The 26542-nt window shown below is 62.1% G+C and carries 19 protein-coding genes; 12 read left to right on the top strand and 7 right to left on the bottom strand.

The window, feature by feature from the left end; translation table 11 throughout:
* Positions 1-45 precede the first annotated feature (45 nt).
* The 5 genes from M5B44_RS20960 to M5B44_RS20940 form a co-directional block, all read right to left on the bottom strand.
* Positions 46-582: a DUF3299 domain-containing protein gene (locus M5B44_RS20960; protein WP_085708811.1), complete on the bottom strand. Its 537-nt coding sequence runs from the start codon at positions 580-582 to the stop codon at positions 46-48.
* Positions 583-672: 90 nt separating this feature from the next.
* Positions 673-918, bottom strand: a complete 246-nt coding sequence (locus tag M5B44_RS20955) for a GlsB/YeaQ/YmgE family stress response membrane protein (protein ID WP_114886415.1) — start codon at positions 916-918, stop codon at positions 673-675.
* 111 nt (positions 919-1029) lie between these two features.
* Positions 1030-2112: a 5-(carboxyamino)imidazole ribonucleotide synthase gene (locus M5B44_RS20950; RefSeq protein ID WP_085708810.1), complete on the bottom strand. Its 1083-nt coding sequence runs from the start codon at positions 2110-2112 to the stop codon at positions 1030-1032.
* Positions 2113-2122: 10 nt separating this feature from the next.
* Positions 2123-2614, bottom strand: a complete 492-nt coding sequence (gene purE, locus M5B44_RS20945) for a 5-(carboxyamino)imidazole ribonucleotide mutase (protein WP_007954291.1) — start codon at positions 2612-2614, stop codon at positions 2123-2125.
* A 212-nt stretch (positions 2615-2826) separates the two neighbouring features.
* Positions 2827-3735, bottom strand: a complete 909-nt coding sequence (locus tag M5B44_RS20940; protein ID WP_248740371.1) for a LysR substrate-binding domain-containing protein — start codon at positions 3733-3735, stop codon at positions 2827-2829.
* A 180-nt stretch (positions 3736-3915) separates the two neighbouring features.
* Here M5B44_RS20940 and aspA point away from each other — a divergent pair, with 180 nt between their 5' ends.
* The 7 genes from aspA (at position 3916) to M5B44_RS20905 (ending at position 16341) form a co-directional block, all read left to right on the top strand.
* Positions 3916-5340: an aspartate ammonia-lyase gene (aspA, locus tag M5B44_RS20935; protein WP_085708808.1), complete on the top strand. Its 1425-nt coding sequence runs from the start codon at positions 3916-3918 to the stop codon at positions 5338-5340.
* Between the two features lie 430 nt (positions 5341-5770).
* The gene (locus tag M5B44_RS20930) at positions 5771-7216 is read left to right on the top strand and encodes an alanine/glycine:cation symporter family protein (RefSeq protein WP_085708807.1); all 1446 of its coding nucleotides are present in this window, start codon (positions 5771-5773) and stop codon (positions 7214-7216) included.
* Between the two features lie 99 nt (positions 7217-7315).
* Positions 7316-8320, top strand: a complete 1005-nt coding sequence (locus M5B44_RS20925; protein ID WP_248740370.1) for an asparaginase — start codon at positions 7316-7318, stop codon at positions 8318-8320.
* A gap of 87 nt (positions 8321-8407) precedes the next feature.
* A complete protein-coding gene (locus M5B44_RS20920; protein ID WP_248740369.1) occupies positions 8408-9406 on the top strand; it encodes an AraC family transcriptional regulator in 999 nt (332 codons plus the stop codon).
* 132 nt (positions 9407-9538) lie between these two features.
* Positions 9539-10564, top strand: coding sequence for a histone deacetylase family protein (locus M5B44_RS20915; protein ID WP_007954279.1), 1026 nt, complete (start codon positions 9539-9541; stop codon positions 10562-10564).
* Complete coding sequence (locus tag M5B44_RS20910) at positions 10561-11661, top strand: polyamine ABC transporter substrate-binding protein (RefSeq protein ID WP_248740368.1); 1101 nt, start codon at positions 10561-10563, stop codon at positions 11659-11661. Before M5B44_RS20915 ends, M5B44_RS20910 begins: the two co-directional genes overlap by 4 nt.
* A 141-nt stretch (positions 11662-11802) precedes the next feature.
* A complete protein-coding gene (locus tag M5B44_RS20905) occupies positions 11803-16341 on the top strand; it encodes a dermonecrotic toxin domain-containing protein (protein WP_248740367.1) in 4539 nt (1512 codons plus the stop codon).
* 36 nt (positions 16342-16377) lie between these two features.
* On the opposite strand, the gene M5B44_RS20900 is transcribed toward M5B44_RS20905, so the two are convergent.
* A complete protein-coding gene (locus M5B44_RS20900; protein WP_248740366.1) occupies positions 16378-17931 on the bottom strand; it encodes a PLP-dependent aminotransferase family protein in 1554 nt (517 codons plus the stop codon).
* 92 nt (positions 17932-18023) lie between these two features.
* Here M5B44_RS20900 and M5B44_RS20895 point away from each other — a divergent pair, with 92 nt between their 5' ends.
* The 5 genes from M5B44_RS20895 to M5B44_RS20875 all read left to right on the top strand — a co-directional run bounded on the left by M5B44_RS20895 (position 18024) and on the right by M5B44_RS20875 (position 24626).
* Positions 18024-18647 carry an FMN-binding negative transcriptional regulator gene (locus M5B44_RS20895; protein ID WP_248740365.1) on the top strand — a complete coding sequence of 208 codons (624 nt, stop codon included), beginning with the start codon at positions 18024-18026 and terminating at the stop codon, positions 18645-18647.
* 10 nt (positions 18648-18657) lie between these two features.
* On the top strand, positions 18658-19104 hold the full coding sequence (locus tag M5B44_RS20890) for a GNAT family N-acetyltransferase (RefSeq protein WP_114886430.1): 447 nt from the start codon (positions 18658-18660) through the stop codon (positions 19102-19104).
* Between the two features lie 12 nt (positions 19105-19116).
* Positions 19117-19788 (top strand): GNAT family N-acetyltransferase, encoded by a 672-nt coding sequence (locus M5B44_RS20885; protein WP_248740364.1) that lies wholly within the window; start codon positions 19117-19119, stop codon positions 19786-19788.
* A 212-nt stretch (positions 19789-20000) separates the two neighbouring features.
* Positions 20001-22958 (top strand): autotransporter domain-containing protein, encoded by a 2958-nt coding sequence (locus M5B44_RS20880; RefSeq protein WP_248740363.1) that lies wholly within the window; start codon positions 20001-20003, stop codon positions 22956-22958.
* Between the two features lie 570 nt (positions 22959-23528).
* Positions 23529-24626: an autotransporter domain-containing protein gene (locus tag M5B44_RS20875; protein WP_412546977.1), complete on the top strand. Its 1098-nt coding sequence runs from the start codon at positions 23529-23531 to the stop codon at positions 24624-24626.
* Between the two features lie 104 nt (positions 24627-24730).
* Here the strand turns inward: M5B44_RS20875 and oadA are convergent, their stop codons facing one another.
* The gene (gene oadA / locus M5B44_RS20870) at positions 24731-26539 is read right to left on the bottom strand and encodes a sodium-extruding oxaloacetate decarboxylase subunit alpha (protein ID WP_085708795.1); all 1809 of its coding nucleotides are present in this window, start codon (positions 26537-26539) and stop codon (positions 24731-24733) included.
* Between the last annotated feature and the right edge of the window lie 3 nt (positions 26540-26542).

Below are 26542 nucleotides of genomic sequence, written 5' to 3'. Positions count from 1 at the left end.
CAAAAATCGCAGCCCTTGGGCTGCGATTTTTTTTACTGCTCGGGATTACAGATCCTTTTCCTGCACCACCCGCACCTTGTCCGCTTCCAGCGCATAGGCTGCATCGGCCAGGTCATTGCTGACCTTTTCGATCTTCAGCGTGCCGGTCACCCACAGCGGCGTGTAGATGTCGTCCAGCTTCAAACCCTTGGGGTAGCGCACCAGCACCAGTTGATTCGGTGGCGGTGGCGGCACGTGGATGCAGGCGCCCGGGTACGGCACGAGGAAAAACAGCGTGCTGCGGCCCTTGGCGTCCGACTCCAGCGGCACCGGATAACCACCGATGCGGATGTGCTTGTCGTTCATCGACGCCACGGTCTTGGTCGAATACATCACCGCCGGCAACCCCTTGGCCTGCTTCATCCCGCCTTTCTGGGTGAAGGTGCCGGTGGCTTCCGGAGAGTTGTGGTCGATTTCAGGCATGGCCTCAAGGGCTTTCTGATCCGACTTGGGCATCAGTTCCAGCCAGTCGGTTTCCGGCAGTTCGCCGGCGTGGGCCAGACCGCTGCCCAGCAAAAGGAGAGTCAACAGAAGACGGCGCATGAAGATGCTCGTAGGAAAAAGGAAACAGTAAATCGCCGAGCATTCTAGCCCTCTCCACCGGTTTGGCAGAGAGGGCTTTGTCGCTTTGGATCAGTTCTTTTTGATCAGGCCGTAGATCACCAGCAGGATGATCGCGCCCACCAGCGCACCGAAGAAACCGGCGCCCTGGCCCGCGTGATAAATGCCCAGAGCCTGGCCGCCGTAGGTGGCTGCCAGCGAACCGCCGATGCCCAGCAGGATGGTCATGATCCAGCCCATGCTGTCATCGCCCGGCTTGAGGAACCGTGCCAGCAGGCCGACGATCAGGCCGATAAAGATGGTTCCGATAATTCCCATGGCATTTCCCTCTGAATTGGTCGATATGCCAAAGCCTAGTCAGACTTTGGCATCCTGCCATCAGAGAACGGCGGCCCTTAATGGTTCCGCCGCTGCCAGATGAAACTCTCGTTACTCGGCGATCAGCGCCTCGACCTTGAGGATCTGCTGTTCGAGGGTCGCCTTGTCCTTGCAACGCAGGTTGGCGTGACCGACCTTGCGCCCGGCCTTGAAGGCCTTGCCGTAGTGATGCAGATGGCAATCGTCGATGGCGATGACCTTTTCGACCGGCGGCACGACGCCGATGAAGTTGAGCATCGCGCTCTCGCCGACCTTGGCCGTCGACCCCAGCGGCAGACCGGCAACGGCCCGCAGGTGGTTCTCGAATTGGCTGCACTCGGCGCCTTCGGTGGTCCAGTGACCGGAGTTGTGCACGCGCGGGGCGATTTCGTTGGCCTTGAGGCCACCGTCGACTTCAAAGAACTCGAACGCCATCACGCCGACATAGTCCAGCTGCTTGAGGACGCGGCTGGAGTAATCTTCAGCCAGGGCCTGCAGCGGGTGACCGGAGCTGGCGACCGACAGCTTGAGAATGCCGCTGTCGTGGGTGTTGTGCACCAGCGGATAGAACTTCGTCTCGCCATCACGGGCACGCACGGCGATCAGCGACACTTCACCGGTGAACGGCACGAAGCCTTCCAGCAGGCAAGGCACGCTGCCCAGTTCAGCGAAGGTATCGACCACGTCTTCCGGCTTGCGCAGGACTTTCTGGCCCTTGCCGTCGTAACCCAGGGTGCGGGTTTTCAGCACGGCAGGCAGGCCGATCGAAGCGACGGCGGCGTCCAGATCGGCTTGCGACTGGATGTCGGCGAACGCCGGGGTCGGGATCCCCAGGTCCTTGAACATGCTCTTCTCGAACCAGCGGTCGCGAGCGATGCGCAGGGCTTCGGCGCTCGGGTAGACCGGCACGAACTGCGAAAGGAACGCCACGGTTTCGGCCGGGACGCTTTCGAACTCGAAGGTCACCAGATCGACTTCATCGGCCAGCTGACGCAGATGATCCTGATCGCCGTAATCGGCCCGCAGGTGTTCGCCCAGCGCAGCGGCGCAAGCGTCCGGCGCAGGGTCGAGGAAAGCGAAGTTCATGCCCAGCGGGGTGCCCGCCAGGGCCAACATGCGACCCAACTGGCCGCCACCGATTACACCGATCTTCATCTCAACAACCTCAGGCAATACGTGGGTCTGGATTGTCCAGGACGCTGTCCGTCTGCTCGGCACGGAAGGTCTTCAGTACCGCGTGGAATTGTGGATGCTTGGCGCCCAGGATGCTCGCCGACAGCAGCGCGGCGTTGATCGCACCGGCCTTGCCGATGGCCAGGGTGGCAACCGGAATGCCGGCCGGCATCTGTACGATCGACAGCAGCGAATCGACGCCCGAAAGCATGGCCGACTGCACCGGAACGCCCAGCACCGGCAGGTGGGTCTTGGCCGCACACATGCCTGGCAGGTGGGCCGCACCACCGGCACCGGCGATGATCACCTCGATGCCGCGGCCTTCGGCCTCTTCAGCGTACTGGAACAGCAGATCCGGGGTGCGGTGGGCAGAAACCACCTTGACCTCGTACGGGATGCCGAGCTTTTCCAGCATATCGGCGGTGTGGCTAAGGGTGGACCAATCGGACTTGGAGCCCATGATCACGCCAACCAGTGCACTCATCGTCGCGCCTCTTCTCTCTGGGCGCCCGCAGGCGCGTCAAAAACAACAAGCCACGCAGATTGCGTGGCTTGTTGTAGGAAAAATGGCCGGACGAACCGGCCGAAGGCCGCGCAGTATACCGCAAAGAAAGCAATAAACAGCCCCCGTTGCGACCATCTGTCAAATGAGCCAAAGCCCCGGTTTTATTGACTCAAAGGTCAGCGCCAGCGCATTCAGGAAGATTGTGCGGCACCGCCTTCAAGCTTGCGCCACAACAACCGCACGTTGGCCTTGCGCACCAGCGCGCAGCGGTACAGGCGAATTTCCAGCGGCACATGCCATTGCGGGCCGCCGCAGACCACCAGTTCGCCCCGGGCCAGTTCGGCACGCACGCTCAGTTGCGGAACCCAGGCAATGCCTAGGCCTTCCAGGGCCATGCTTTTAAGGCTGTCGGCCATGGCGGTTTCATAAATCGTGGTGAAGCGCAGCTGTCGCTGGCGCAGCAAGCCGTTCACTGAACGGCCGAGAAATGCCCCGGCGCTGTAGGCAAGCAACGGCACACTGGCCTCGCCTTCCAGATCGAACAACGGCTTGCCATCCGCATCCGCTGCGCAAACCGGGAGCATTTCGGTCTGGCCCAAGTGCAGTGACGGAAAAATTTCCGGGTCCATTTGCATTGCCGCGTCCGGGTCATAGAACGCCAGCATCAGATCGCAGCCACCTTCACGCAGCGCGTGCACCGCATCGCCAACGTTGGTCGCCACCAGCCGCGTGGCGATGTTCAGGCCTTCGTTGCGCAGTTGCGCGATCCAGCGCGGGAAGAAACCCAGCGCCAGCGAGTGCGCCGCCGCGACCTGGATCACTTCACCCTGCCCGCCTTCCAGGTGATGCAGGTGGCGCAGCACTTCACCGAGCTGTTCAACCACGGTGCGCGCGGTCACCAGAAACAGTTGCCCCGCTGCCGTCAGCTCGACCGGCGTGCGCGAGCGGTTGACCAGCGTCAGCCCGAGCGCCGCTTCCAGGCTGCGGATCCGCCGACTGAAGGCCGGCTGGGTCACGAAGCGCCGTTCGGCTGCCTGCGAGAAGCTGCGGGTGGCGGCCAGGGCACTGAAGTCCTCGAGCCATTTGCTTTCCAGATTCATCACGTCCTCCCGGACACGCACCAAAACAGGTCACACGTCTGCCGCGCACGCGGCGTCACACGGGCATTATGCCGAATGTGCATAGGGCAGTGTTTAACAGCATTGGCCCAAAAATTCCCACAAGCCTAGCATTCGCAGCGTTCCGGCACAGACCGGGTCCATATCGAGATGATTTCTATCATGTCCTCCGCTGCATCATTCCGCACAGAAAACGACCTGCTTGGCTCCCTGGAAGTCCCTGCTCAAGCGTATTACGGCATCCAGACCCTGCGAGCGGTGAACAACTTCCGCCTCTCGGGCGTTCCGATTTCGCACTACCCGAAGCTGGTTGTCGGTCTGGCGATGGTCAAACAGGCCGCCGCTGACGCCAACCGTGAGCTGGGTCACCTGAGCGAAGCCAAGCACGCTGCCATCAGCGAAGCCTGTGCCCGTCTGATCCGCGGTGATTTCCACGAAGAGTTCGTGGTCGACATGATTCAAGGTGGCGCCGGTACCTCCACCAACATGAACGCCAACGAAGTGATCGCCAACATCGCGCTGGAAGCGATGGGTCACCAGAAAGGCGAGTACCAGTACCTGCACCCGAACGACGACGTGAACATGGCGCAGTCGACCAACGACGCCTACCCGACCGCGATCCGCCTGGGTCTGCTGCTGGGTCACGACGCGCTGCTGGCCAGCCTCGACAGCCTGATTCAGGCATTCGCGGCCAAGGGTGAAGAATTCAACCACGTCCTGAAGATGGGTCGTACCCAGCTGCAAGACGCCGTGCCGATGACCCTGGGTCAAGAGTTCCGCGCATTCGCCACCACCATGGGCGAAGACCTGGCCCGTCTGAAGACGCTGGCCCCGGAAGTCCTGACCGAAGTGAACCTGGGCGGCACCGCGATCGGTACCGGCATCAACGCCGACCCGCGTTATCAGGCCCTGGCCGTACAGCGCCTGGCCCTGATCAGCGGTCAACCGCTGGTTCCAGCCGCCGACCTGATCGAAGCCACCTCCGACATGGGCGCCTTCGTGCTGTTCTCCGGCATGCTCAAGCGCACCGCAGTCAAGCTGTCGAAGATCTGCAACGACCTGCGCCTGTTGTCCAGCGGCCCACGCACCGGCATCAACGAAATCAACCTGCCGGCACGTCAGCCGGGCAGTTCGATCATGCCAGGCAAGGTCAACCCGGTGATCCCGGAAGCCGTAAACCAGGTTGCATTCCAGGTCATCGGTAACGATCTGGCGCTGACCATGGCGGCCGAAGGCGGCCAGTTGCAACTGAACGTGATGGAGCCGCTGATCGCCTTCAAGATCCTCGACTCGATCCGCCTGCTGCAACGCGCCATGGACATGCTGCGCGAGCACTGCATCGTCGGCATCACCGCCAACGAAGCGCGCTGCCGCGAACTGGTCGAACACTCGATCGGTCTGGTCACCGCACTGAACCCGTACATCGGCTACAAAAACGCCACCCGCATCGCCCGTATCGCCCTTGAAAGCGGCCGTGGCGTGCTGGAACTGGTGCGCGAAGAAGGTCTGCTCGACGACGCCATGCTCGCCGACATCCTGCGCCCGGAAAACATGATTGCTCCGCGTCTGGTGCCTCTGAAGGCCTGATCCGACGCGTTACTTGTAGCACCGCTCACCAGGTCGAGGGACTAGACACCTCTCACCTTTTGAGGGCTTGGGGATCATTCCCCAAGCCCTTTTTTTTAACTATTTGAAAGGACAATCGTCTTCTGTGGGAGCCATCCCGCAAAAGCCCCGACGCCGGTAACGTCGGGTGTTTCAAAGCTTCGTTTCGTCGCTTGCACCACAACCGTGCAGACGGGCGCCGCACTGATCGGTATAGTGCCGCCCCTCTTCGCGTGAGCGGTCGTCGGTAACGAGGCCATAACCCATGCGAAACCCGAACTAATAACAAACCCGCGATATGGATCCGGGACGAAACCCTCGCCTCGCCCGTTGTGCCGCGCGCACACCGGTGTAACGCGATGTTTCCGACCATCCAGCATTTGCTTACACAATAAACAGCGAGGAAAAATCCATGCTCGAAGTCATCAACGACTTCCTCTCAGGGAAAGTACTGATCGTGCTCATTGTCGGGCTCGGTAGCTACTTCACGATTCGCTCGCGTTTCGTTCAATTGCGCCACTTCTTCCACATGTTCGCGGTGTTCCGCGACAGCCTCAAAGGCAGCGCCGGTCAACTCAGCTCGTTCCAGGCCCTGATGCTCAGCCTCGCCGGCCGCGTCGGTGCAGGCAACATCGCCGGTGTCGGCATCGCCGTGACCCTGGGTGGTCCGGGTGCGGTGTTCTGGATGTGGGTGACCGCACTGGTCGGCATGTCCAGCAGCTTCTTCGAATGTACCCTGGCCCAGGTCTACAAGCGTGCCGATGGTGATGGCCTGTACCGTGGCGGTCCGGCCTACTACATCCAGCACGGCCTGAAGCTCAAGGGCATGGCGGTGGTGTTCTCGATCCTGCTGCTGGTCACTTACGGCTTCGCCTTCATCGGCCTGCAGTCCTACACCGTGACTCACTCGCTGCAAAACGCCTTTGCGTTTGACCCGCAACACACCGGCATCGTCCTGGCGGTGCTGCTGGCCATCACCTTCATCGGCGGCATCAAGCGCATCGCCTCGGTGTCCGACCTGCTGGTTCCGGTCAAGACCCTGGCCTATATCGCCGTGACCCTGTACGTGATCGGCACCCAGATCGAACACGTACCGGCCATGCTGGTCACCATCTTCAAGAGCGCCTTCGGTCTCGACCCGGCCTTCGGTGGACTGCTCGGCAGCGCCATTGTCATGGGCGTGAAGCGTGGCGTGTTCGCCAACGAAGCGGGCCTGGGCAGTGCGCCGAACGTCGCCGCCGTGGCGGCCGTGAAGCACCCTGGCGCCCAGGGCGTGGTCCAGGCGTTCAGCGTGTTCCTCGACACCTTCGTGATCTGCACCTGCACTGCGCTGCTGATCCTGCTGTCGGGCTTCTACACCCCGGGCTTCGAAGGTGACGGCATCGTCCTGACCCAGAACTCGCTGGCCGCCGTGGTCGGTGACTGGGGCCGCATGTTCGTCAGCGTCGCGCTGTCGCTGTTCGTCTTCACCTGCATCCTCTACAACTACTACCTGGGCGAGAACAGCCTGCAATTCCTCACCCGCAACCGCGTTGCGCTGATGACGTTCCGCGGTCTGGTGCTGGCGCTGGTGGTCTGGGGTTCGATGCAGGACCTGTCTACCGTGTTCGCCTTCGCCGACATCACCATGACCTGCCTGGCCTTCGTCAACCTGGTGGCCCTCGCCCTGCTGTTCAAGGTCGGCATGCGTGTGATGCGCGACTACGACGAACAGCGCCGCGCCGGCGTCGACCAGCCAGTGTTCGACTCCAGCAAGTTCGCCGATCTGGACCTGGACCTGAAGGCCTGGCCAACCAGCCCGTCGGCGGCTGCCAAGGCTGACGCTCAGGCGCAAGGCATCCCTGCAGCGCAACGCTGATCGGGAAAAAACCGGGCGCAGGTCTTGCGCCCGGCGTGACACAAGCGGCGGTCAGCGTCATGCTCGACCGCCTGCTGTCTTCGTTCAGGAGAACTCCCCATGAATTCCTCGACTTACCCTGCCGCCCAGCACGTCATGGTGCTGTACACCGGTGGCACCATCGGCATGCAGGCCAGCGCCAACGGTCTGGCCCCGGCCTCCGGTTTCGAAGCGCGGATGCGCGACTACCTGCACAGCCAGCCTGAACTGGTCGTACCGCAGTGGCGCTTTCGCGAGATGTCGCCGCTGATCGACAGCGCCAACATGACACCGGCCTACTGGCAGCAACTGCGCGAAGCCGTCGTCGACGCCGTCGATGTGCAAGGCTGCGACAGCGTGCTGATCCTGCACGGCACCGACACCCTGGCCTACAGCGCCGCCGCCATGAGCTTCCAGTTGCTCGGCCTGCATGCCCGCGTGTGCTTCACCGGTTCGATGCTGCCGGCCGGCGTCACCGACAGCGACGCCTGGGAAAACCTCAGCGGCGCGCTGGTCGCCCTCGGCCAAGGCCTGGCGCCGGGCGTGCATCTGTATTTCCACGGCGAGCTGCTCGCCCCGACCCGTTGCGCGAAAGTGCGCAGCTTCGGCCGTCACCCGTTCAAACGCCTGGAGCGTCAAGGCCGCGGCGTGAAAGCCACTTCCCTGCCCGCCGCGCTGAACTACAACCAGCCGAAGCAACTGGCCAGAGTTACGGTGCTGCCGCTGTTCCCGGGCATCGGCGCCGAGATCATCGACGGCCTGCTCGACAGCGGCATTCAGGGTCTGGTGCTGGAGTGCTACGGCAGCGGTACCGGGCCGAGCGACAACCCGGAATTCCTCGCCAGCCTCGGCCGGGCGCGGGACAGCGGCGTGGTCGTAGTTGCAGTCACGCAGTGCCATGAAGGCGGTGTGGAACTGGATATCTACGAAGCGGGCAGCCGCTTGCGTGGCGTCGGTGTGTTGTCCGGTGGCGGCATGACCCGTGAGGCGGCGTTCGGCAAGTTGAATGCTTTGCTGGGGGCAAGCCTTGAGACGGCTGAAGTACGGCGTCTGGTCGAACTCGACCTGTGCGGCGAGCTCAGCTGATCGCAACCGGCCGTGGGAGCTTCGCCGCTCCCTCGGCCCGGCATGCAACTTGCTGCCGTTTCCAGCATCCCAAGGCTGGAAGATCCTATGCTCCACTCCCACCTCACCACGCTCAATGCGGTCTCGCTGATCCTCAACACGTTCAAGTCCGAAGGTCTGTCCAGCGAAGCACTGCTGGCCGGCAGCGGCATCAGCGCGGCGGATCTGAGCCGGGCTGACACCCGCATCACCACCAACCAGGAGATGCAGGTCTGTGCCAATGCGGTCGCGCTCAAGCATGACATCGGCCTGGAACTGGGCCGGCGCATGCACGTTTCCTGCTACGGCATCCTCGGTTACGCGCTGCTGACCTGTGCCACCTTCGGTGACGCTTTGCGCCTGGCGATCCGTTATCCGGCCCTGCTGGGAACACTTTTCGAGCTGAGCCTGGAAGACGACGGCGAACGTGTCTGGTTCGTTGCCGCCGATTACCGCGAGAGTCCGTCGATGGCAGTGTTCAATGCCGAGTTCTGCCTGGTGTCGCTGAAAGTCATCTGCGATGACTTGCTCGGCCATCCGCTGCCATTGCTGGCCGCCCGCTTCGAACATGCCGCGCCGGATTACCGCGACAGCTACGCCGAACACTTCAAGGCACCCCTGCACTTCGGCGCCAAGGACAATGCCTTCGCCTTCGACCGGCGCTGGCTCGACCAGCCGCTACCGCTGGCCGACATCATCACCCATCAAGCCATGGCCGAGCGCTGCCGCAAACAGAACACCGAGTTCACCGGTCGCCAGGCGTGGCTGGGGCGCATCCGTCAGTTGCTCACTGCGCAACTCAATGCCGCACCGGGGCTGGAAGGTCTGGCGCAGCAGATGAACTGCTCGCCGCGCACCTTGCGCCGGCATCTGAAGGACATGGGTTGCAGCTATCAGGAACTGCTCGACGAACTGCGTTTCGAGCGGGCCAAGCAGATGCTTTGCGAGGATCAGCTACCGATTTATCGCATCGCCGAAACCCTCGGTTTCAGCGAGACCGCGAGCTTCCGCCATGCCTTCGTGCGCTGGAGTGGCGTGGCGCCGAGTCAGTTCCGCCCACACGGTTAAACCGTCGAGGGGCGATATCAGGTCAGTATTTTTGGCCACATCGATCCCCTTTTGGCCTCTCTGGCCGTTCTCCGATTCGCCCCGTGCCGCAACACTGGAGCCAACCGAATCAGCCCCTGCGGAGAACAACAAATGCTGACGATCTACTCTGACGATCACCACCTGCACCATGGCCGCTGCGAATTGATCGACGGGCAACTCAAGCCTTGCTTCGAGATGCCGTCCCGCGCCGACCATGTGCTGCAACGGGTAAAAAACCAAAACCTCGGCCCGGTCGAGGCGCCGAAGGATTTCGGCCTCGGGCCGATCGAGCGCATCCACAGCCGCGACTACCTCGACTTCTTCAAAGGCGCCTGGGCGCGCTGGACCGAATTCAACACCGACGGCGACTTGTTGCCCTACACCTGGCCGGCGCGCACGTTGCGTCAGGTCAAACCGACCAGCCTGCACGGCCAGCTCGGTTATTACAGCTTCGACGGCGGCGCGCCGATCACCGCCGGCACCTGGCAAGCCGCGTACAGCGCAGCGCAAGTGGCGCTGACCGCCCAAGCGGAAATCCAGCGTGGCGCCCGTGGCGCTTTCGCCCTGTGCCGTCCGCCGGGACACCACGCTGCCGGCGATTTGATGGGCGGTTATTGCTACCTCAACAACGCCGCCATCGCCGCTCAGGCATTTCTCGATCAGGGCCACAAGAAGGTCGCGATCCTCGACGTCGACTATCACCACGGCAACGGCACCCAATCGATTTTCTACGAGCGCAGCGATGTGCTGTTCACCTCGATCCACGGCCACCCGGAAGCTGAATTCCCGTTCTTCCTCGGCTACGAAGACGAGCGCGGTGAAGGCGCCGGCGAAGGCTTCAACTTCAACTATCCGCTGCCGGCCGGTTCCGGCTGGGATGTCTGGAGCGCTGCACTGGATCAGGCCTGCCAGGAGATCGACAACTACGGTGCCGACATCATCGTCGTGTCGCTGGGCGTCGACACCTTCAAGGACGACCCGATCTCGCAGTTCAAGCTCGACAGCCCGGACTACCTGGCCATGGGCAAACGTATCGCCGCCCTCGGCAAGCCGACGCTGTTCGTCATGGAAGGCGGCTACGCGGTGGAAGAAATCGGCATCAACGCGGTGAACGTGCTCGAAGGTTTCGAACAATGAACAGACTCAAGCACTTCATCGCTCCCGCGCTTTGTGCGGCACTGCTGAGCGGCGCCGCACACGCCGAAGAACGCACCCTGCGCGTCTACAACTGGTTCGACTACATCACCCCCAAGGCACTGGAAGACTTCAAGGCGCAGAACAGCCAGACCAAACTGGTCTACGACATCTTCGACACCAACGAAGCGCTGGAAGCCAAGCTGCTGACCGGCAACTCCGGCTACGACGTGGTGGTGCCGTCCAACGTGTTCCTCGCCAAGCAGATCGAGGCCGGGGTGTTCCAGCCGCTGGATCGCAGCCAGTTGCCGAACTGGAACCACCTCGATCCGAAACTGATGAAGCTGATCGAGGCCAACGATCCGGGCAACAAGTTCGCCGTGCCATACATGTACGGCACCATCCTGATCGGCTTCAATCCGGCCAAGGTCAAGGCGGCATTGGGTGACAACGCACCCGTGGACAGCTGGGACCTGATCTTCAAGGAAGAGAACATCAGCAAGCTCAAGCAATGCGGCGTGGCCCTGCTCGACTCGCCGTCGGAGATCCTGCCGCTGGCCCTGCAACACCTTGGCCTGGATCCCAACAGCAAGAACCCGGCGGACTACACCAGGGCCGAAGCGTTGCTGATGAAGATTCGTCCGTACGTGACCTACTTCCATTCGTCCAAGTACATGGCCGATATCGCCAACGGTGACATCTGCGTCGCGGTCGGTTATTCGGGCAGCTTCTCGCAGGCCGCCAACCGCGCCAAAGAGGCGAAGAACGGTGTGGTGGTCGACATGCGCCTGCCGAAGGAAGGGGCGCCGATCTGGTTCGACATGCTCGCGATCCCGAAAGGCGCGAAGAACCCGCAGGACGCCTACACCTTCATCAACTATCTGCTGCAACCCCAGGTGATCGCGCCGGTCAGCGATTTTGTCGGCTATCCAAACCCGAACAAGGACGCCACCGAACATGTCGATCCGGCGATCCGCAATAACCCGAATCTGTACCCGACCGATGCGGCGATGAATACGCTGTACACCCTGCAACCGCTGCCGCGCGACGCGGAGCGGGCGCGCACCCGGGCGTGGACCAAGATCAAGTCCGGCACCTGACGCCAGCCACTGAAAAGACCCGCCTTCGCGGGTCTTTTTTTGCGGTATCCATGTACCGCACCCTGTCCCCGGCAAGTCTTTAACGTGTCCCGATCCCGGCGTTGCAGGAGAGCGCCGCTACCGACAAACAAGGACACGGACATGCCTGAAACTCACCGCCCCGACATCGCCGATCTGCAAACCCGGCTGCTGTCCGGACCGTCACTCAGGGACGCCGCATCGAATGCCTTGCGCCCGGCGCTGAAGGTCCTGTACCCGGATCTCGACATCGACCCGCAACTGGCAATCGTGGTGACCCCCACCTGGAGCATCGAAGACGATTACGTCGTCGCCGGACCCGAACAGTTTGAATCACTCACCGACGTTCTTGTACGCCTGGGCGTCCATGGCACCACGGTGACCTGGCTTGATGGCGAACACTTTCTGACGCGCCAACCGGGGAGTGAACCGATCATTCATCTACCGGTGAAGATCGAAGCAGTGGGCCGCCTGATCAACGAGCTCGCAACATTTCTGTTCGTGGCGTACCAGGAGCAGCAACTCGCCTACTGGAACACCGCCACCGCAACGGATGAGCCACGCTGGTATCAGCTGTCGGATGCCTTGCGGGAGCAGTGGAACGTCGTCGATTCACAAGGATGGGACGCCGAACGACTGGCCATGGCCAGAACCGTGTACCGGTTTCCCGACAAGCGACAGCGGCTGCACAACGACCCATACAAGACACGTGCGTGTCTGATCGATATCGACCGCAATGACAACACGGAAGACCGTCATCTGACTGTATTGCCAATCGCTGTTCTGACGGGCACTTCGGGTCAGCGCACGATCATCAGCACCTGTTCCGTCACCCAGGGATTTCGCCATTTCGATTCATACGATGCCCTTGGCGATGCACTGACTGCGCTGCTGACCCCCTTGACCCGCGCGAGCCACCTGAAGTGGCGACTGTTCGAACCCGATGGCAACTTCTTCGATCATCAGGCCTGCACGCTGCTGGCACTGGATGCGGACGTCATCGGCTCATTCGGCCAGCCACTGCGCGCAAGCGATACCTCAGCCCTCCCCTTCGGCGAAAGCCTGACAGCAAACACACGGGCAGCCTCTGATTTCGAACAACTGCGGCCGCTACTGCCACACTGGCTGGACAACGCCTCCACTGCCGACCAGACCTGTTTCAGCCGGCACCTGCTGGACCTGGCAATCCTGCAAAACCGCACCCACGGAAAGACCTTTCAACGCGAGATTCCCACGCTCCACGCCTACACCGTGGAGCAGTTGACCGCCCAGATTCGCAAGGATCATCCAGCGACACCCGACATCAAGGTCGAGAACATCGAGATCACCATCACCAGCCTGGTCGTGTGGGGTACGTTCGTCGTACCGGGACAGACAGAAACCCTGACGCTGACGCTCATCGAACTGGCGCTGCAGAACCTGACCGGTCTGCCGACGGGCATCAAAACCGTTCGCCATGTGGACGGCTCACCCCTTCCGGGCTGGATGACCCCGTCGTATCTCGAGACCCTGGTGACCACGGTGGACATCGGCAATGTCTACCCCGCCATGCTCAAGCGCCGGCTGATCGAAGATCCGGTCGAGGCGCCTGCCCTGCACCGGCTGTACACCGATCAGTTGCCGATCGAACTGGCGTTGCTGGCGCTGCAATGCAAGATTCGCGGCGAGAGAGGCCTGGATGAACAAGGTTATCGCTATGTCGTCGCGGCACTCGCCACGGCCCCCGCTGACCGGCTGGTGAATGGTCAAAGGATCGTGGTCCGACCGCTGGCATTCCAGGCCCATCGGACCAACAGCAGCACCGACACCGTGGCCAACATGTTCATCATTGGTCCCGAGGATGCCGACAAGGGTCCGTGCCTGCTCTATCGACCTTTGCTCGACCCGCCGCTGACCCAGTATCCCGGCCAGACCAATTTGCTGTATGCGATCCAGCACTCCCGAACACTCCGGCAGTCGGTGCTGGCCTGGTTGCCTGACGACGTGCGCTTCAATTATTCCCAGTACGTGTTTCCCGGCACGCTGATGTCGGTATGGACCCTCCCGCAATTGCTGGTCGACCCCACCGTCGCACTGGACATGACCGGGCCGGTCTCACTGGCACACGACAATGCCATCGAAGCGGATGTAGCGACAGCGCTGTTCAATGCCAATGTTCAGGCCATGATCACCCAGGCCGACCGTCAGTCCGTGTCCAACGCCGAAGCCCGCTGGGCAACGCTCAAGCACGGTGGCTGGATGTTGTTCAACGCAGCCTTGCCATTCCTGGGTCGCAGCATTGGCACTGCCGCGTGGATCTGGCAGATCACGGATGACCTGCAAGCCTTGATCGATGCGCAAAACGAAACACCGGGGACCATCGAGTGGTCGGCCCTGACCGATGTGTTGCTCACGCTGGGCATGATCCTCGCCCACCGGGCAGCGTCCAACCGACAGACACAGCATCGAACGGTCATCGCGCCAGAGGAGAAGCCCTTGCCGCTCAAACCCGAAATCACGCGCCTCGGGGACATTGGGGGAGCGGTTTTTCCATCCGCTCATGAAACGTCACTGGTCACCATGGGTGCCCTGAGCCGGTCAAAGCCGTCACTCGGCATGCTCCTCGACACACTGAAGGTCGAGAAGCCGGCGTCACTCGTCGGGCCCGCGAGCGCGGGACCGCACCAACACCTCTACAGCCACGCAGCGAAGTGGTATGCACCGGTGGGCGAGCGCTGGTTCGAGGTGTCCATCAACGACGATGATCTGATGCAGATCATCGACTCGCGCCAACAGGTCATTCGCACGGGGCCGCTGCTGACCCATGACGCAAAGGGGCAGTGGTTCATCGACCTGCGATTGCGTCTGCGGGGAGGTGGACTGGGCAGTCGACGTAAAAAAATGCAGCAGGAAAACCAGCGGCGGCTGAACCAGAAAAAAATCTCGCTGGCCGCTTTCGAAGCCACTCTGGAGGACAAACAGCAAGAATTGATCAGCGTACGCAAGGCGATGCTTGGCGCCACACCGCAGGCTGCCGCGGCTGCACGCCAGCACTTTCTCGACACCCTGGATACCCAGATCAGGGCATACGCCGCCCACACCCATGATCTCAGGGCCCTGAATGCGCTGGAACCCGTTCCGAACTACCGCTCCGCCATGGTCGAACGCCTGTCGCTGCAACTGTTTTTGATGCAGTCCTGGCTTAACGAGCAATCCGTGGACTTTCGCGATGGCTTGCGCAACACGCTGACGCTGCTGGACGAAGAACAGCCCGTGCGCGGCCCTGAGCGCTCGGCCTCCTTTACCCGCATGACCGACATGACTCAGGGCATGATCGAAAAAATCGAGCTCGCCAATTCGCGCTTCCAGGAGCTCAGCCTGCTGGGCAAGGAAGCCTGTGAAGTCACGCGTGTCTACAAGGCCAAACTGCCGCCCTTCACGCTCAGTGATCTCAAACTGTTGCAGATCACCCTGGCGGAACACCTGTGCCTGAAAGAAGAGCCCGTCCCGAGCCTGGACGCACAGATGGCAATCGATCGTCTGATCGACGACGCCAGCCTCAACATTCGCAGCGCTCTGGATCTTGGCGGCGATGAAAGCCTGCTCAACCTCGGAGAACGGATTGAGGCCATGGACACACTGGCCCAACAGTTTTCCGCCATCGACCAGCGCTTTACCGACCTGGTTGCCGAGTTTCCCGAATACATCATTGCCGATCGCCTGGAGCATGTACGTACGCGCGTGGCCGAATTCGGCCAGGACACGCTGACCCACCTGACCCGCCTTCTGCAGGAACGGCGTCTCGTCGAGCCGACACCCGGCCCATCCCGGCCCGCTACGACGCCCACGAAAAAGGTCATCAAGACCCGCTTCAAAGGCACACTGGTCGGTGAGCCGCGCAAAGGCGCAGACGGCAGGGACACGGGGCTGGTTGACGTCAAGGCCCCCTTGACCGGCAAGATCATTGCCACTTTCCATGAAAAAACGCCGGGTGTCTGGCTGCGCAGAGTCACCGCTCGCCCCGCGCCCGAAAGGCCTGCGCCCAAACTGGCAGACAGTCTCGCCAGCGGCCAGGCGTTACTCGACGGGCTCGCGGAATTCGACCGACGCACACAGGCTCAGATCAGACGTGCACCCAGAATTCCGGCCGAGATTCAGGACCTCTACCAGCAGCATGCCGGACGTTTGCGGGAGGTCATCAAACACATCGATCAGTCGCTGCTCGCCAGCAACCGCACCGAGGAACGAAACAATGCGGCCGTCACCCTGCGCAATGCTCTCGAGAGCGCAGTCGGCACGCTTCACGAGACAGGCCGCAATACCCGCATCCGGATGATCAAGGAACAACCACCCACGGCCGCACGAGTAGAGTGGCTCAAAAGCGAGGGCGAAGTGGACATCGCCAAAGTCACCACCCGGCGCCGACTCAAAGGGCCCGGGAAAGACTATCTGGACGAGTACGAGGTGCTCGATCACAGAACCCGCGAGGTACTGTGGTACGCCCATTTCCACTACGCCAATACGACGGATCCCGTCGGATCGTTCACCGCCGCGCATCTGAAAACCGTTGCACAGAGGCGACTGGGAGGCGCCATCGAACAGGACAATGCAGGTCAGGAACTGATCGCCATTTATCGCAGCGAGATCAGTCATGCGCTGGCTTCTTCGATGTTCTTCAGCTGATGTCCACAGGTCGCGACGGACTGTGACCTGTCGCGACTAACCGAGCCAGACCTGACGCAAGCGGGCCAGAGCCGACTCGATCGCCGGTTCCGGTACTGCGGCAAACCCCAGCACCAGGCCGGCGCGCTGATCGATCGGCGTCGTCGAGTCCCGCAGCCAGTACTTGCTCAAGCCGTGGACTTCCACCTCCACACTCGCCGCCTGCTCGATCAATTGTTGTTCGCGAGCCACGCTGTCGACCGCCACCGTCAGATGCAGTCCGGCGGACACGGCCGGCAGTTCACCAACACCCGCCAAACCCTGGGGCCAACCGTTGATAAGGGCATTACGCCGGCTCAGGGCGGCGCGGCGCATCCGCCGGATATGCCGCTGGAAGTGTCCGGCCGCCATGAACTCGGCCATCACCGCCTGAGTGCTCACTTCGGAATGCCGCACGTCCACCGCGCGCCGTTGCGCAAAGGCGTCCACCAGTCCGGGCGGGAGCACCAGATACCCCAGCCGCAACGCCGGAAACGCGACTTTGCCGAAAGTGCCGACGTACAGCACGCGACCCTGGCGGTCGAGCGCAGCCAGCGGGGCCAATGGCGCCCCGGTGTAGCGATACTCGCCGTCATAATCGTCTTCGACGATCCAGCCGCCGGTGCGCTCGGCCCAGGCCAGTAATTCCAGGCGGCGCGCCAGGCTCATCACTACCCCGGTCGGGTACTGATGAGACGGCGTGACATACGCCACCCGGCAATCTTCGGCGGCCGCCAGTGCCGTGCAGTCGATGCCCTCCTCGTCCACGGCTATGCCATGCAATCGGCCACCGGCCAATGCGAAGGCATGACCCGCCGCGCGGTAGCCGGGATTTTCGATGCCCACCCCGGCGCCAGGCTCCACCAGCAACTGTGCACAAAGGCTGATTCCCTGCTGTGCTCCACTGGTGATCACAATTTGTTCAGCCGAGCACTGCATGCCGCGCGAACTGCGCAAATAAGCGGCGATCAGACCGCGAAGCCGCGCATCGCCCGCCGGGTCGCCGTAACACAGTTGCTGCAAGTCGGGTTTACGCCAGAACGCCGCATTCAGCTTGGCCCAGACGTCGAACGGGAACAGGTCGAACGCCGGAACCCCCACCCTGAATGCCCGTGGCGGACCACTTGGCGGCGTCGGCAAATGGTTCTGTTCAAGCCGCTGCATCGCACCGCTGTGGATAACTTTGCTGGATAAATCCCCAGTGGAATCTGGTGATTTTGTGGATAAGTCTGTGGGTAAGCCTGTTGAAAAGCCTGTGGATACTTTTGTGGATAGTTTTTTCGTCGGTCTCGTCGATTGTGGCAACTGCGCCACATAAGTGCCGTCCCCGACCCGGCCTTCAATGAAACCTTCTGCGTAGAGCTGATCATAGGCACGCACCACGCTGTTGCGGGAAATCCCCAACGCTGCCGCCAGATCGCGACTGGCCGGCAGCCGCGTGCCGCTGGCCAGGCGCCCGTCGAGCACCCGCAGGCGCAAGGCCTGATAGAGCTGGCGACTCAGGCCTTTGCGGCGGTCGAGTTCAATGCCGGCAGGGTTGAACGGCAGCGACAGCGTAGTCGAATCGGGCATGGCAATGGACCTATGAAATTGGTCATCAATGGCTCTTACAACAGACCAATAGCCTGCCTAGGATGCAGGCATTCGCCAAGGAAAATCTCTCCATGTACACGCCACGCGCCTTTGCCATCGACGACTTGTCCCAACTGCACGAACTGATCCTCGCCACCCGCCTCGCCATTCTGGTGACTCACGGTGAACACGGCTTGCAGGCCAGCCACGTGCCGGTGCTGCTGCATCGCGAACAAGGTGCGAACGGCACGCTGTACGGGCATCTGGCCAAGGCCAATCCGCAATGGAAGGACCTGCGTGATGGTGCCGAGGCCATGCTGATTTTCCCGGGGCCCGACGCCTACGTCAGCCCGGGCTTTTACCCGAGCAAGGCCGAGCACGGCAAAGTCGTGCCGACCTGGAACTACGTCGCCGTGCACGCCTACGGTCACGCCGAAACCTTCAGCGAAGGCGGTCGGCTGCTGGACATCGTCAGCACCCTTACCAATCGCCATGAAGCGGGCCGCGCCCAGCCCTGGTCGGTCGACGATGCTCCGGCCGACTACATCGACGGCATGCTCAAGGCCATTGTCGGGTTCGCCATTCCGATCGACCGCCTCGAAGGCAAGCGCAAGCTCAGCCAGAACCGCAGCGCCGAAGATATCGCCGGCGTACGCGAAGGGCTGGCCGCCAGCCCCGACATCAACGATCAAACCCTCGCTCACTTGATGCGTTAAGGAAATCACCATGAGTCAGATCGACATCCGTCCGGTCAGCGCCGCCGATCACGCGGCCTGGCTGCCGCTGTGGCAGGCCTACCTGCGCTTCTACAACACAGAATTGCCGGAGGCCGTCAGCCAAAGCACCTGGCAGCGTTTTCTCGACCCGAACGAACCGACCCACGCCGCCCTCGCCTGGGCCGATGGCAAAGCGGTGGGCATGGTGCACTTCATCTACCATCGTTCGAACTGGAGCATCGAGAACTCCTGCTACCTGCAAGACCTGCTGGTGGAGCCGCAAACCCGCGGCACCGGCGTCGGCCGCCTGCTGATCGAACACGTCTACGCCACGGCCAAGGCCGACGGTTGCTGCAAGGTGCACTGGCTGACCCACGAAACCAATGCCACGGCGATCCAGCTCTACGAGCGCATCGCCGAGCGTCCGGGTTTCATCCAGTTTCGCAAAGCCATTTAAGGAGCCACGTGCATGACGATTTCTCTCGCCGACTGGAAAGGCGTGCCGCCGCCCTCCACCACCCTGATCGAAGGCCGCTTCATTCGCCTGGAAAAGCTCGACCCGGCACGCCACGGCGACGACCTGTTCAATGCCCTGCAAGGCCCAGGCGCCGACCCGAAACTCTGGGATTACTTGCCCTACGGCCCGTTTCCGGAGCGCAGCGCCTTCAATGACTGGCTGAACAACCATGCCGCCCACAGCGATCCGTATTTTTTCAGCGTCATCGACCGCGCCAGCGGCCAGGTGCAAGGCATCCTCAGCCTGATGTCGATCGTCCCGGCCCAGGGCCGCATCGAAATCGGCCACGTCACCTTCGGCGCGCCAATGCAGCGCTCGCCGAAAAGCACCGAAGCGGTCTACCTGCTGGCCAAGGAATCCTTCGCCCTCGGCTACCGTCGTCTGGAATGGAAATGCAACAACGGCAACGCCCGCTCCAAATACGCGGCCGAACGGTTGGGCTTCAGCTTCGAAGGCGTGTTCCGCCAGCACATGGTGGTCAAGGGCCAGAACCGCGATACCGCGTGGTACTCGATCCTGGACTCGGAATGGCAGGCGATTGCGGCCGGGTTCGAGCGCTGGTTGAGCGACGAGAATCAGACGGCGGATGGGCAGGTGAAGGGGTTGGTTGAGTGCCGCGGCTGAGTATGTAAACGCAAAGAAGGAAGCCCCCGACGGCGAGTGCGGCAGTTGAAGGGGCTTCCTGTCTGATATTGCTTCATCTGCAACGAATTGCAGATGAAGCATCCAACCCGCAGACATATCTGCAAAAGAATGCACATCGCCCAGACATCATTCTGTAAACCCCCTCCGCTATACAGAACGCCCTCACTTATAACTAAAAGGACGTTCTCCCCATGCCGCTCCCGCCTCAGCGCCTGTCGCTCGCTACTGCCCTGTTGATCGCCACCAGTGCCGCCCACGGCAAGAATGTCGTGATCGACACCGCCACCACCGCGTCGCAGACACTGGGCGGCAGCGACACCCTGACGATTTCGGCGCCGGGCAGTATCACCAACAGCGGCAAGGCTGTGAGCCTGAAGGATGGCACCAGTGGAGTCGGCGTAATCATCGACAACGCTGGCAAGATCATCTCCACCGGCGGCCGGGCCATCGACAGCAGCGGCGATCTGACCCAGGCACGCAATTACGCGATTTACAACCGCAGCGGCGGGCAGATTCTCGGTTCCAACGACGCGATTCGCATCGACAGCAACTTCGTCAGCGGCAGCCTGTTGATCGACAACAGCGGCACCATTCGCTCGACCACCGGCCAAGGGCTGGATCTGGATGCGCTGCGCAGCGACGGGGTCAAAACCACCATCATCAACCGCGCGGGCGGACTGATTCGCGGCGACGCCAGCGACGGCATGAAGACCGGCGCCAACGCGACCATCAGCAACTACGGCGAGATTTCCACCGGTGACTCGCACAACGCCGACGAGAAATTCGACGGCATCGATATCGACACCGCGACCGGCGTCAGCGTGACCAACTACGGCGTGATTTCCGGTGGACGCCACGGAATCACCACCGACCTCGGCGCGACGCTGGTCAACTACGGGCAGATCACCGGGCGCAACGGCTCCGGTTTCGGCTCGGACGGCGACGGCACGGTGATCAACCACGGCACCATCACCGGCGCGTATTCCGGATTGCAGCCCAATGGCGACGGTGACGGCGTGGACATCGACAAGATCGCCCACATCGAAAACTACGGCATCATTCAGGGTGTCGGCGCGGGCGGTGTGGACAAGGGTGGTTTTGCCAACGGCAGTGAAGGCATCGCCCTGGGTGGCGGTTACATCCTCAACGCCAAAGGCGCACTGATCAGCGGCGCCAACAGCGCGATACTGGTGGACGATGGCAGTGGCGGTTCAGGGCTGGCGGCCACCACGCTGGAGAACTACGGCACCATTCAAGGGCTCGACGGTTTCGGCGTGAAGTTCGTCGGCGAGTTCGCCGACAACGTGATCAACGGCGGCACTATCAGCGGCAGCAACGGCCTGGCGCTGGATCTGGGCGGCGGCAACGACAGCCTGACCCTGCGCAGCGGCAGCCGGTTTATCGGCGTGGTCGATGGCGGCAGCGGTTATGACCGGGTAGTGATGGACGACGCGGCGGGCGGCAGCTTCGGTGCGAGCCGCAATTTCGAATGGCTGGAAGTCAGGCAAGGCGCCTGGACGCTCACCGGCAGCGGCGACTTCAGCGACGGCGGTGCCGTGCGCAACGGCGCAACCCTGATCAACCAGGGCGGTATCGCCGGCAACCTGACCGTAGACGCCGGCGGTGTTTACGCGGGTGGTGGTTCGGTGGGCAACCTCAACGTGAATGGTACGTTGCGCACTGACACCCGACTCGGCACCGCGACCATCGTGCACGACTTGAACATGGGCAGCGCATCCACCCTCGCCTACGGTGTCAACGCCGATGGCAGCAGCGCTCCCGTGCAGGTCGGCGGCACGGCCAACCTCAATGGCGCAACGCTGGCGGTCAATCCCGGTACCGGCACCTATCCGTGGCAGAGCCAATACACGGTGTTGCAGGCTGCGAGGGTCAACGGCACCTTCGGCACGGTCACCAGCGACTACGCGTTCCTCACCCCGACCCTGGCTTACACGCCGACTCAAGTTGACCTGACCTACACCCGCAATGACGTGGCGTTCAATGAGTTCGCCATCACCGGCAACGGCAGCAACGCCGCCAACAGTCTGGCCTCGATGGGCAAGAACAACGCGCTGTACAACGCCCTGCTCAACACGACTCAAAGCAGCGCAGGCGCGGCCATCGAGCAACTGGCCGGCGCCAGCAACGCCAACCTGACCAGTGCCACCCTCGGTGCCAGCAGCCAGGTCGGCAGCAGCATGCTCTCGGCGATGCAGCAGATGGGCGGCAGCCCCGGCTTGATGGTCGGTCTCGATCAGCGTGACACACCGATCCTCGCCGCCAACGGCGTACCGCCCGAAGCGCGAAACCTGAATGATCCGAATGCTCGCGGACGACTCTGGCTGCAAGCCATCGGCGGCTACGGCAAGCTCGATGGCGAACACGGCAACAGCAGTCTGGAGCAGCGTACCAAGGGCAGCGTGCTCGGTGCCGACTGGGCACTGAATCCGCAATGGCGACTGGGCGTGCTTGGCGGTTATTCGAAGACCAATCTGGACGCCACCGGTGTCGATGGCAATGTCGAGAGCTGGCATGCCGGGGTCTACGCCCAGCATCAGAACGGCCCGCTAGCCTTGCGCCTGGGCGCGGCATACAGCGGTCATCAAGGCGAGAGCAAACGCACGGTCGCGTTCAACGGTTTCAGTGACCGCCCCAAAGGCGATTACGACGCCAACAGCCAGCAGGCCTTCGCCGAACTCGGCTACGCCATGGGCAGCGGCCGGCTCAGCACCGAACCGTTCGCCAGCCTCGGCTACCAGCGCTATCACCGCGACCGCTATCAGGAAAAGGGTGGCGCGGCGGCCTTGCAGGTCGACAGCCAGACCCAGGACAACTTCAGCAGCACCGTCGGTCTGCGCCTGGCGCACCTGAACGCGCTGGAAAACGGCATGAGCCTGACCCCGCGCATGGCAGCTGGCTGGAAACACACCTACGGCGATGTCAGCAGCTCGACCCGTCAGGCATTCGTCGGCGGCGGCACGGCGTTCAGCGTCGATGGCAGCTCACTGGATCGTGACAGTCTGGTGCTGGAAGCGGGGCTGGATCTGGGCGTTTCTGCGCGGCATACGCTGGGGTTGGGTTACAGCGGCGAGATTGGCAGCAACAGCCGTAATCACGGGTTGATCGGGCAGTGGCAGATGAGTTTCTGAGGTTTCGCCAATCGATACTTCAGCGGGTGTTGTAGGCAAAGGCGTCTGATCGATTGAGTAATCGTGGCGGGTTCATGACTCGCCATTGATCGAGCTACAAAAGCAGGCGGCATCACCTGCGCCCGGTTCGGAATTGCCCGGCATCGGTGCACAGGCATCGACTTTTACAGTTTGGCCTCACCCTTCAAGAGGCCGAACTGAATGCCCATTCAATGCAAATACACGTTCCAACACCTTGTCCTGGCGATTGCGCTGGCGGTCGGTTGCGTAGAGTTTTCACTGGCGGAGCAGTCGGAGCCCGAGGCGCCCGTTGTGAAAGATGTGAAACCCAAGAATCCGCGCAAACCCAGGGAGAAACCTGCTCCGCTCACTCTCACTGAAGAAATACCACGTGAGGAAAGGAGCGCTCCGACACCGGAAACAAACCCCGTCATTACTGAAGCCCCGGCAGAACCTGCTCACACACCCGATGACACTCAACCCAAGACAGTCGCCACGACCGAGAGCGGCAGCGCGCTCGAAGAAAGCCTCGAAAAACCAGCGCCCTTGCCGGAACCGGTGCTGGCCGAAATGCCCGCCGCTCAACAAACCCGATTGGTTGACCAGTCAGCGTCACCGGACTCCCTTCAATCAGCCGGCAATGCAGCCATCGAAGCCGTGCTCGCTGCCGACCAAACCACAGCCGCCCTCGCCTACGATCAACTGGCAGGCGGCAGCAATGCCAATCTCGCCAAGGCAACCTTGAGCAGTGTCACACCGGTCAGCGCCAGTCTGCTGTCGGCCATGCATCAACTCGATGACATCCATGATGCTCAGGGAAACGCTCCACGTCATGCGGCCGGAAACGCAGACACCGGCAGGGTCTGGCTGCAAGCCCTCGGACATGGCGGGAAACTGGATCGCGATATGGAGCCCATGCAGCACTCCACCAAAGGGTTACTGCTCGGTGCGGACTGGCGTCTCGACGAAGCATGGCGACTGGGCTTGATGGGCGGCTCCTCCGACACGCGCATGGACAGCAAGGAGCTGGACGGCGATCTCGACAGTTGGCACATCGGCGCCTACGCCTTGCGCCAGACCGGCCCGCTGTCACTTCGGTTAGGCGCAGCCTGGAGCAACCATGAAGGCAGTACCCGCCGCGAAGTCGCGTTCGGCCGCTTCCATGACCGGCTCAAAGGCAACTACCACGCCAGCACCCGGCAAGTGTTCATCGAGTCGGGGTACAACCTTGGTAGGGCCAGCGTCAGCATCGAGCCATTTGCCGGAATCGGCTACGAGCGCTACCAGCGTGACGGCTACACCGAGAAAGGCGGGGATGCAGCGCTCAAGGTTCATGCTCAATCCCAGGGCAACTTCAACACCACTGTCGGCTTGCGCATGGCGAAAGTCAGCACGCTGGATAACGGCATGCGCCTCACGCCACGATTCAGCGCGGGGTGGAAACACGTTTACGGCGAAACCTACACCAGCACCCGCCAACGGCTGGCCAAGGGCGGCCACGACTACACCGTTTACGGTGCCGAACTGGATCGAAACAGCCTGAAACTCGACACCGGACTGGATCTGGCAATCTCGAACAACCACGCCGTGGGTGTCGGACTGACCGGAGAAATCGGCACCGACAGCCGCAACCATGGCGTATCGGGTCAGTGGCGAATGGCGTTCTGAGTCCGGACGGGTTGCTGCCGCACGTTGCGGCAGCACTTTGAAAGCAAAAAAAAGGGGAGCACATGCCCCCCCGAGGTTTAAAGCGTTGTATCGAGGCCGTTATCTCAGCCTTCGATCTCGATCAGGATTTCGCCCGGGTTCACCCGGTCGCCCTTGGCAACGTGGATGGCGGTAACCTTGCCGGCAACGGCGGCCTGGACTTCGGTTTCCATCTTCATCGCTTCGGTGATCAGTACAGCCTGGCCGGCCTTGACGGTGTCGCCCTCCTTGACCAGCACATCGACAATGTTGCCCGGCATGGTGGTGCTGACGTGGCCCGGAGCCGAAGCCTGCTTGCGCTTGCTGCTGCCGCCGCCGACGAATTCGTTGAGCGGCTCGAACACCACTTCTTCCGGCATGCCGTCGATGGACAGGTAGAAGTGGCGCTTGCCTTCAGCCTTGACGCCGACACCGGTGATGTCCACGCGGTAGGTTTCGCCGTGAACGTCGATGACGAATTCGGTCGGCACGCCTTCGCCACCGGCCGAAGCCACCTTGCCCGCTTCCGGGATCGGCAGCAGCACTTCCGGGGTGAGGGTGCCGGCGGCACGCTCTTCGAGGAACTTGCGACCGATGTCCGGGAACATGGCGAAGGTCAGCACGTCTTCTTCGGACTTGGCCAGTGCGCCGATGTCGGCACGCAGCTTGGTCATTTCCGGCTTGAGCAGGTCGGCCGGGCGGACGTCGATGACTTCTTCGCTACCGATGGCCTGGCGACGCAGCTTCTCGTTCACGGTGCCCGGCGCCTTGCCGTAGCCGCCTTGCAGGTAGAGCTTCACCTCGTTGGTGATGGTCTTGTAACGCTCACCGGCCAGCACGTTGAAGAAGGCCTGGGTGCCGACGATCTGCGAAGTCGGGGTCACCAGCGGCGGGAAGCCGAGGTCTTCACGTACGCGCGGGATCTCCGCCAGCACTTCGTTCATGCGGTTGAGCGCGCCCTGCTCTTTCAACTGGTTGGCCAGGTTGGAAATCATCCCGCCCGGTACCTGGTTGACTTGAACGCGGGTGTCGACAGCGGTGAACTCGCTTTCGAACTGGTGGTATTTCTTGCGCACGGCGTAGAAGTACAGACCGATTTCCTGCAACAGCTCCAGGTTCAGACCGGTGTCGAACTCGCTGCCCTTGAGGGCGGCGACCATCGACTCGGTGCCCGGGTGGCTGGTGCCCCAGGCGAAGCTGGAGATGGCGGTGTCGATGTGGTCGGCACCGTTTTCGATGGCTTTCAACTGGCACATTGCGGCCAGACCGGCGGTGTCGTGGGAGTGGATGAACACCGGCAGCGATTGCTCGGCTTTCAATGCTTTGACCAGCTCGCCCGTCGCATACGGGGTCAGCAGGCCGGCCATGTCCTTGATCGCCACCGAGTCGCAACCCATGGCTTCCATCTGCTTGGCCTGGGCGACGAAAGCGTCAATGGTATGCACCGGGCTGGTGGTGTAGGCGATGGTGCCCTGGGCGTGTTTGCCGGCAGCCTTCACCGCTTCGATGGCCACACGCAGGTTACGCACGTCGTTCATCGCGTCGAAGATGCGGAATACGTCGATGCCGTTGACCGCAGCCTTGGCGACGAACGCCTTGACCACGTCATCGCTGTAATGGCGATAACCCAGCAGGTTCTGCCCGCGCAGGAGCATTTGCAGACGGGTGTTGGGCAGCGCAGCGCGCAGTTGGCGCAGGCGCTCCCACGGGTCTTCTTTCAGGAAACGTACGCAGGCGTCGAACGTCGCGCCGCCCCAGACTTCCAGCGACCAGTAGCCGACCTTGTCCAGCTTGTCGCAGATCGGCAGCATGTCTTCGGTGCGCATGCGGGTGGCGAGCAGCGATTGGTGGGCGTCGCGCAGGATGGTGTCGGTTACGAAAATCTTTTTAGTCATTGT

The sequence above is a fragment of the Pseudomonas sp. MWU12-2029 genome, from assembly GCF_023242425.1.
GTDB lineage: Bacteria > Pseudomonadota > Gammaproteobacteria > Pseudomonadales > Pseudomonadaceae > Aquipseudomonas > Aquipseudomonas kribbensis.
This window is presented reverse-complemented; position numbering and strand designations above follow the sequence as displayed.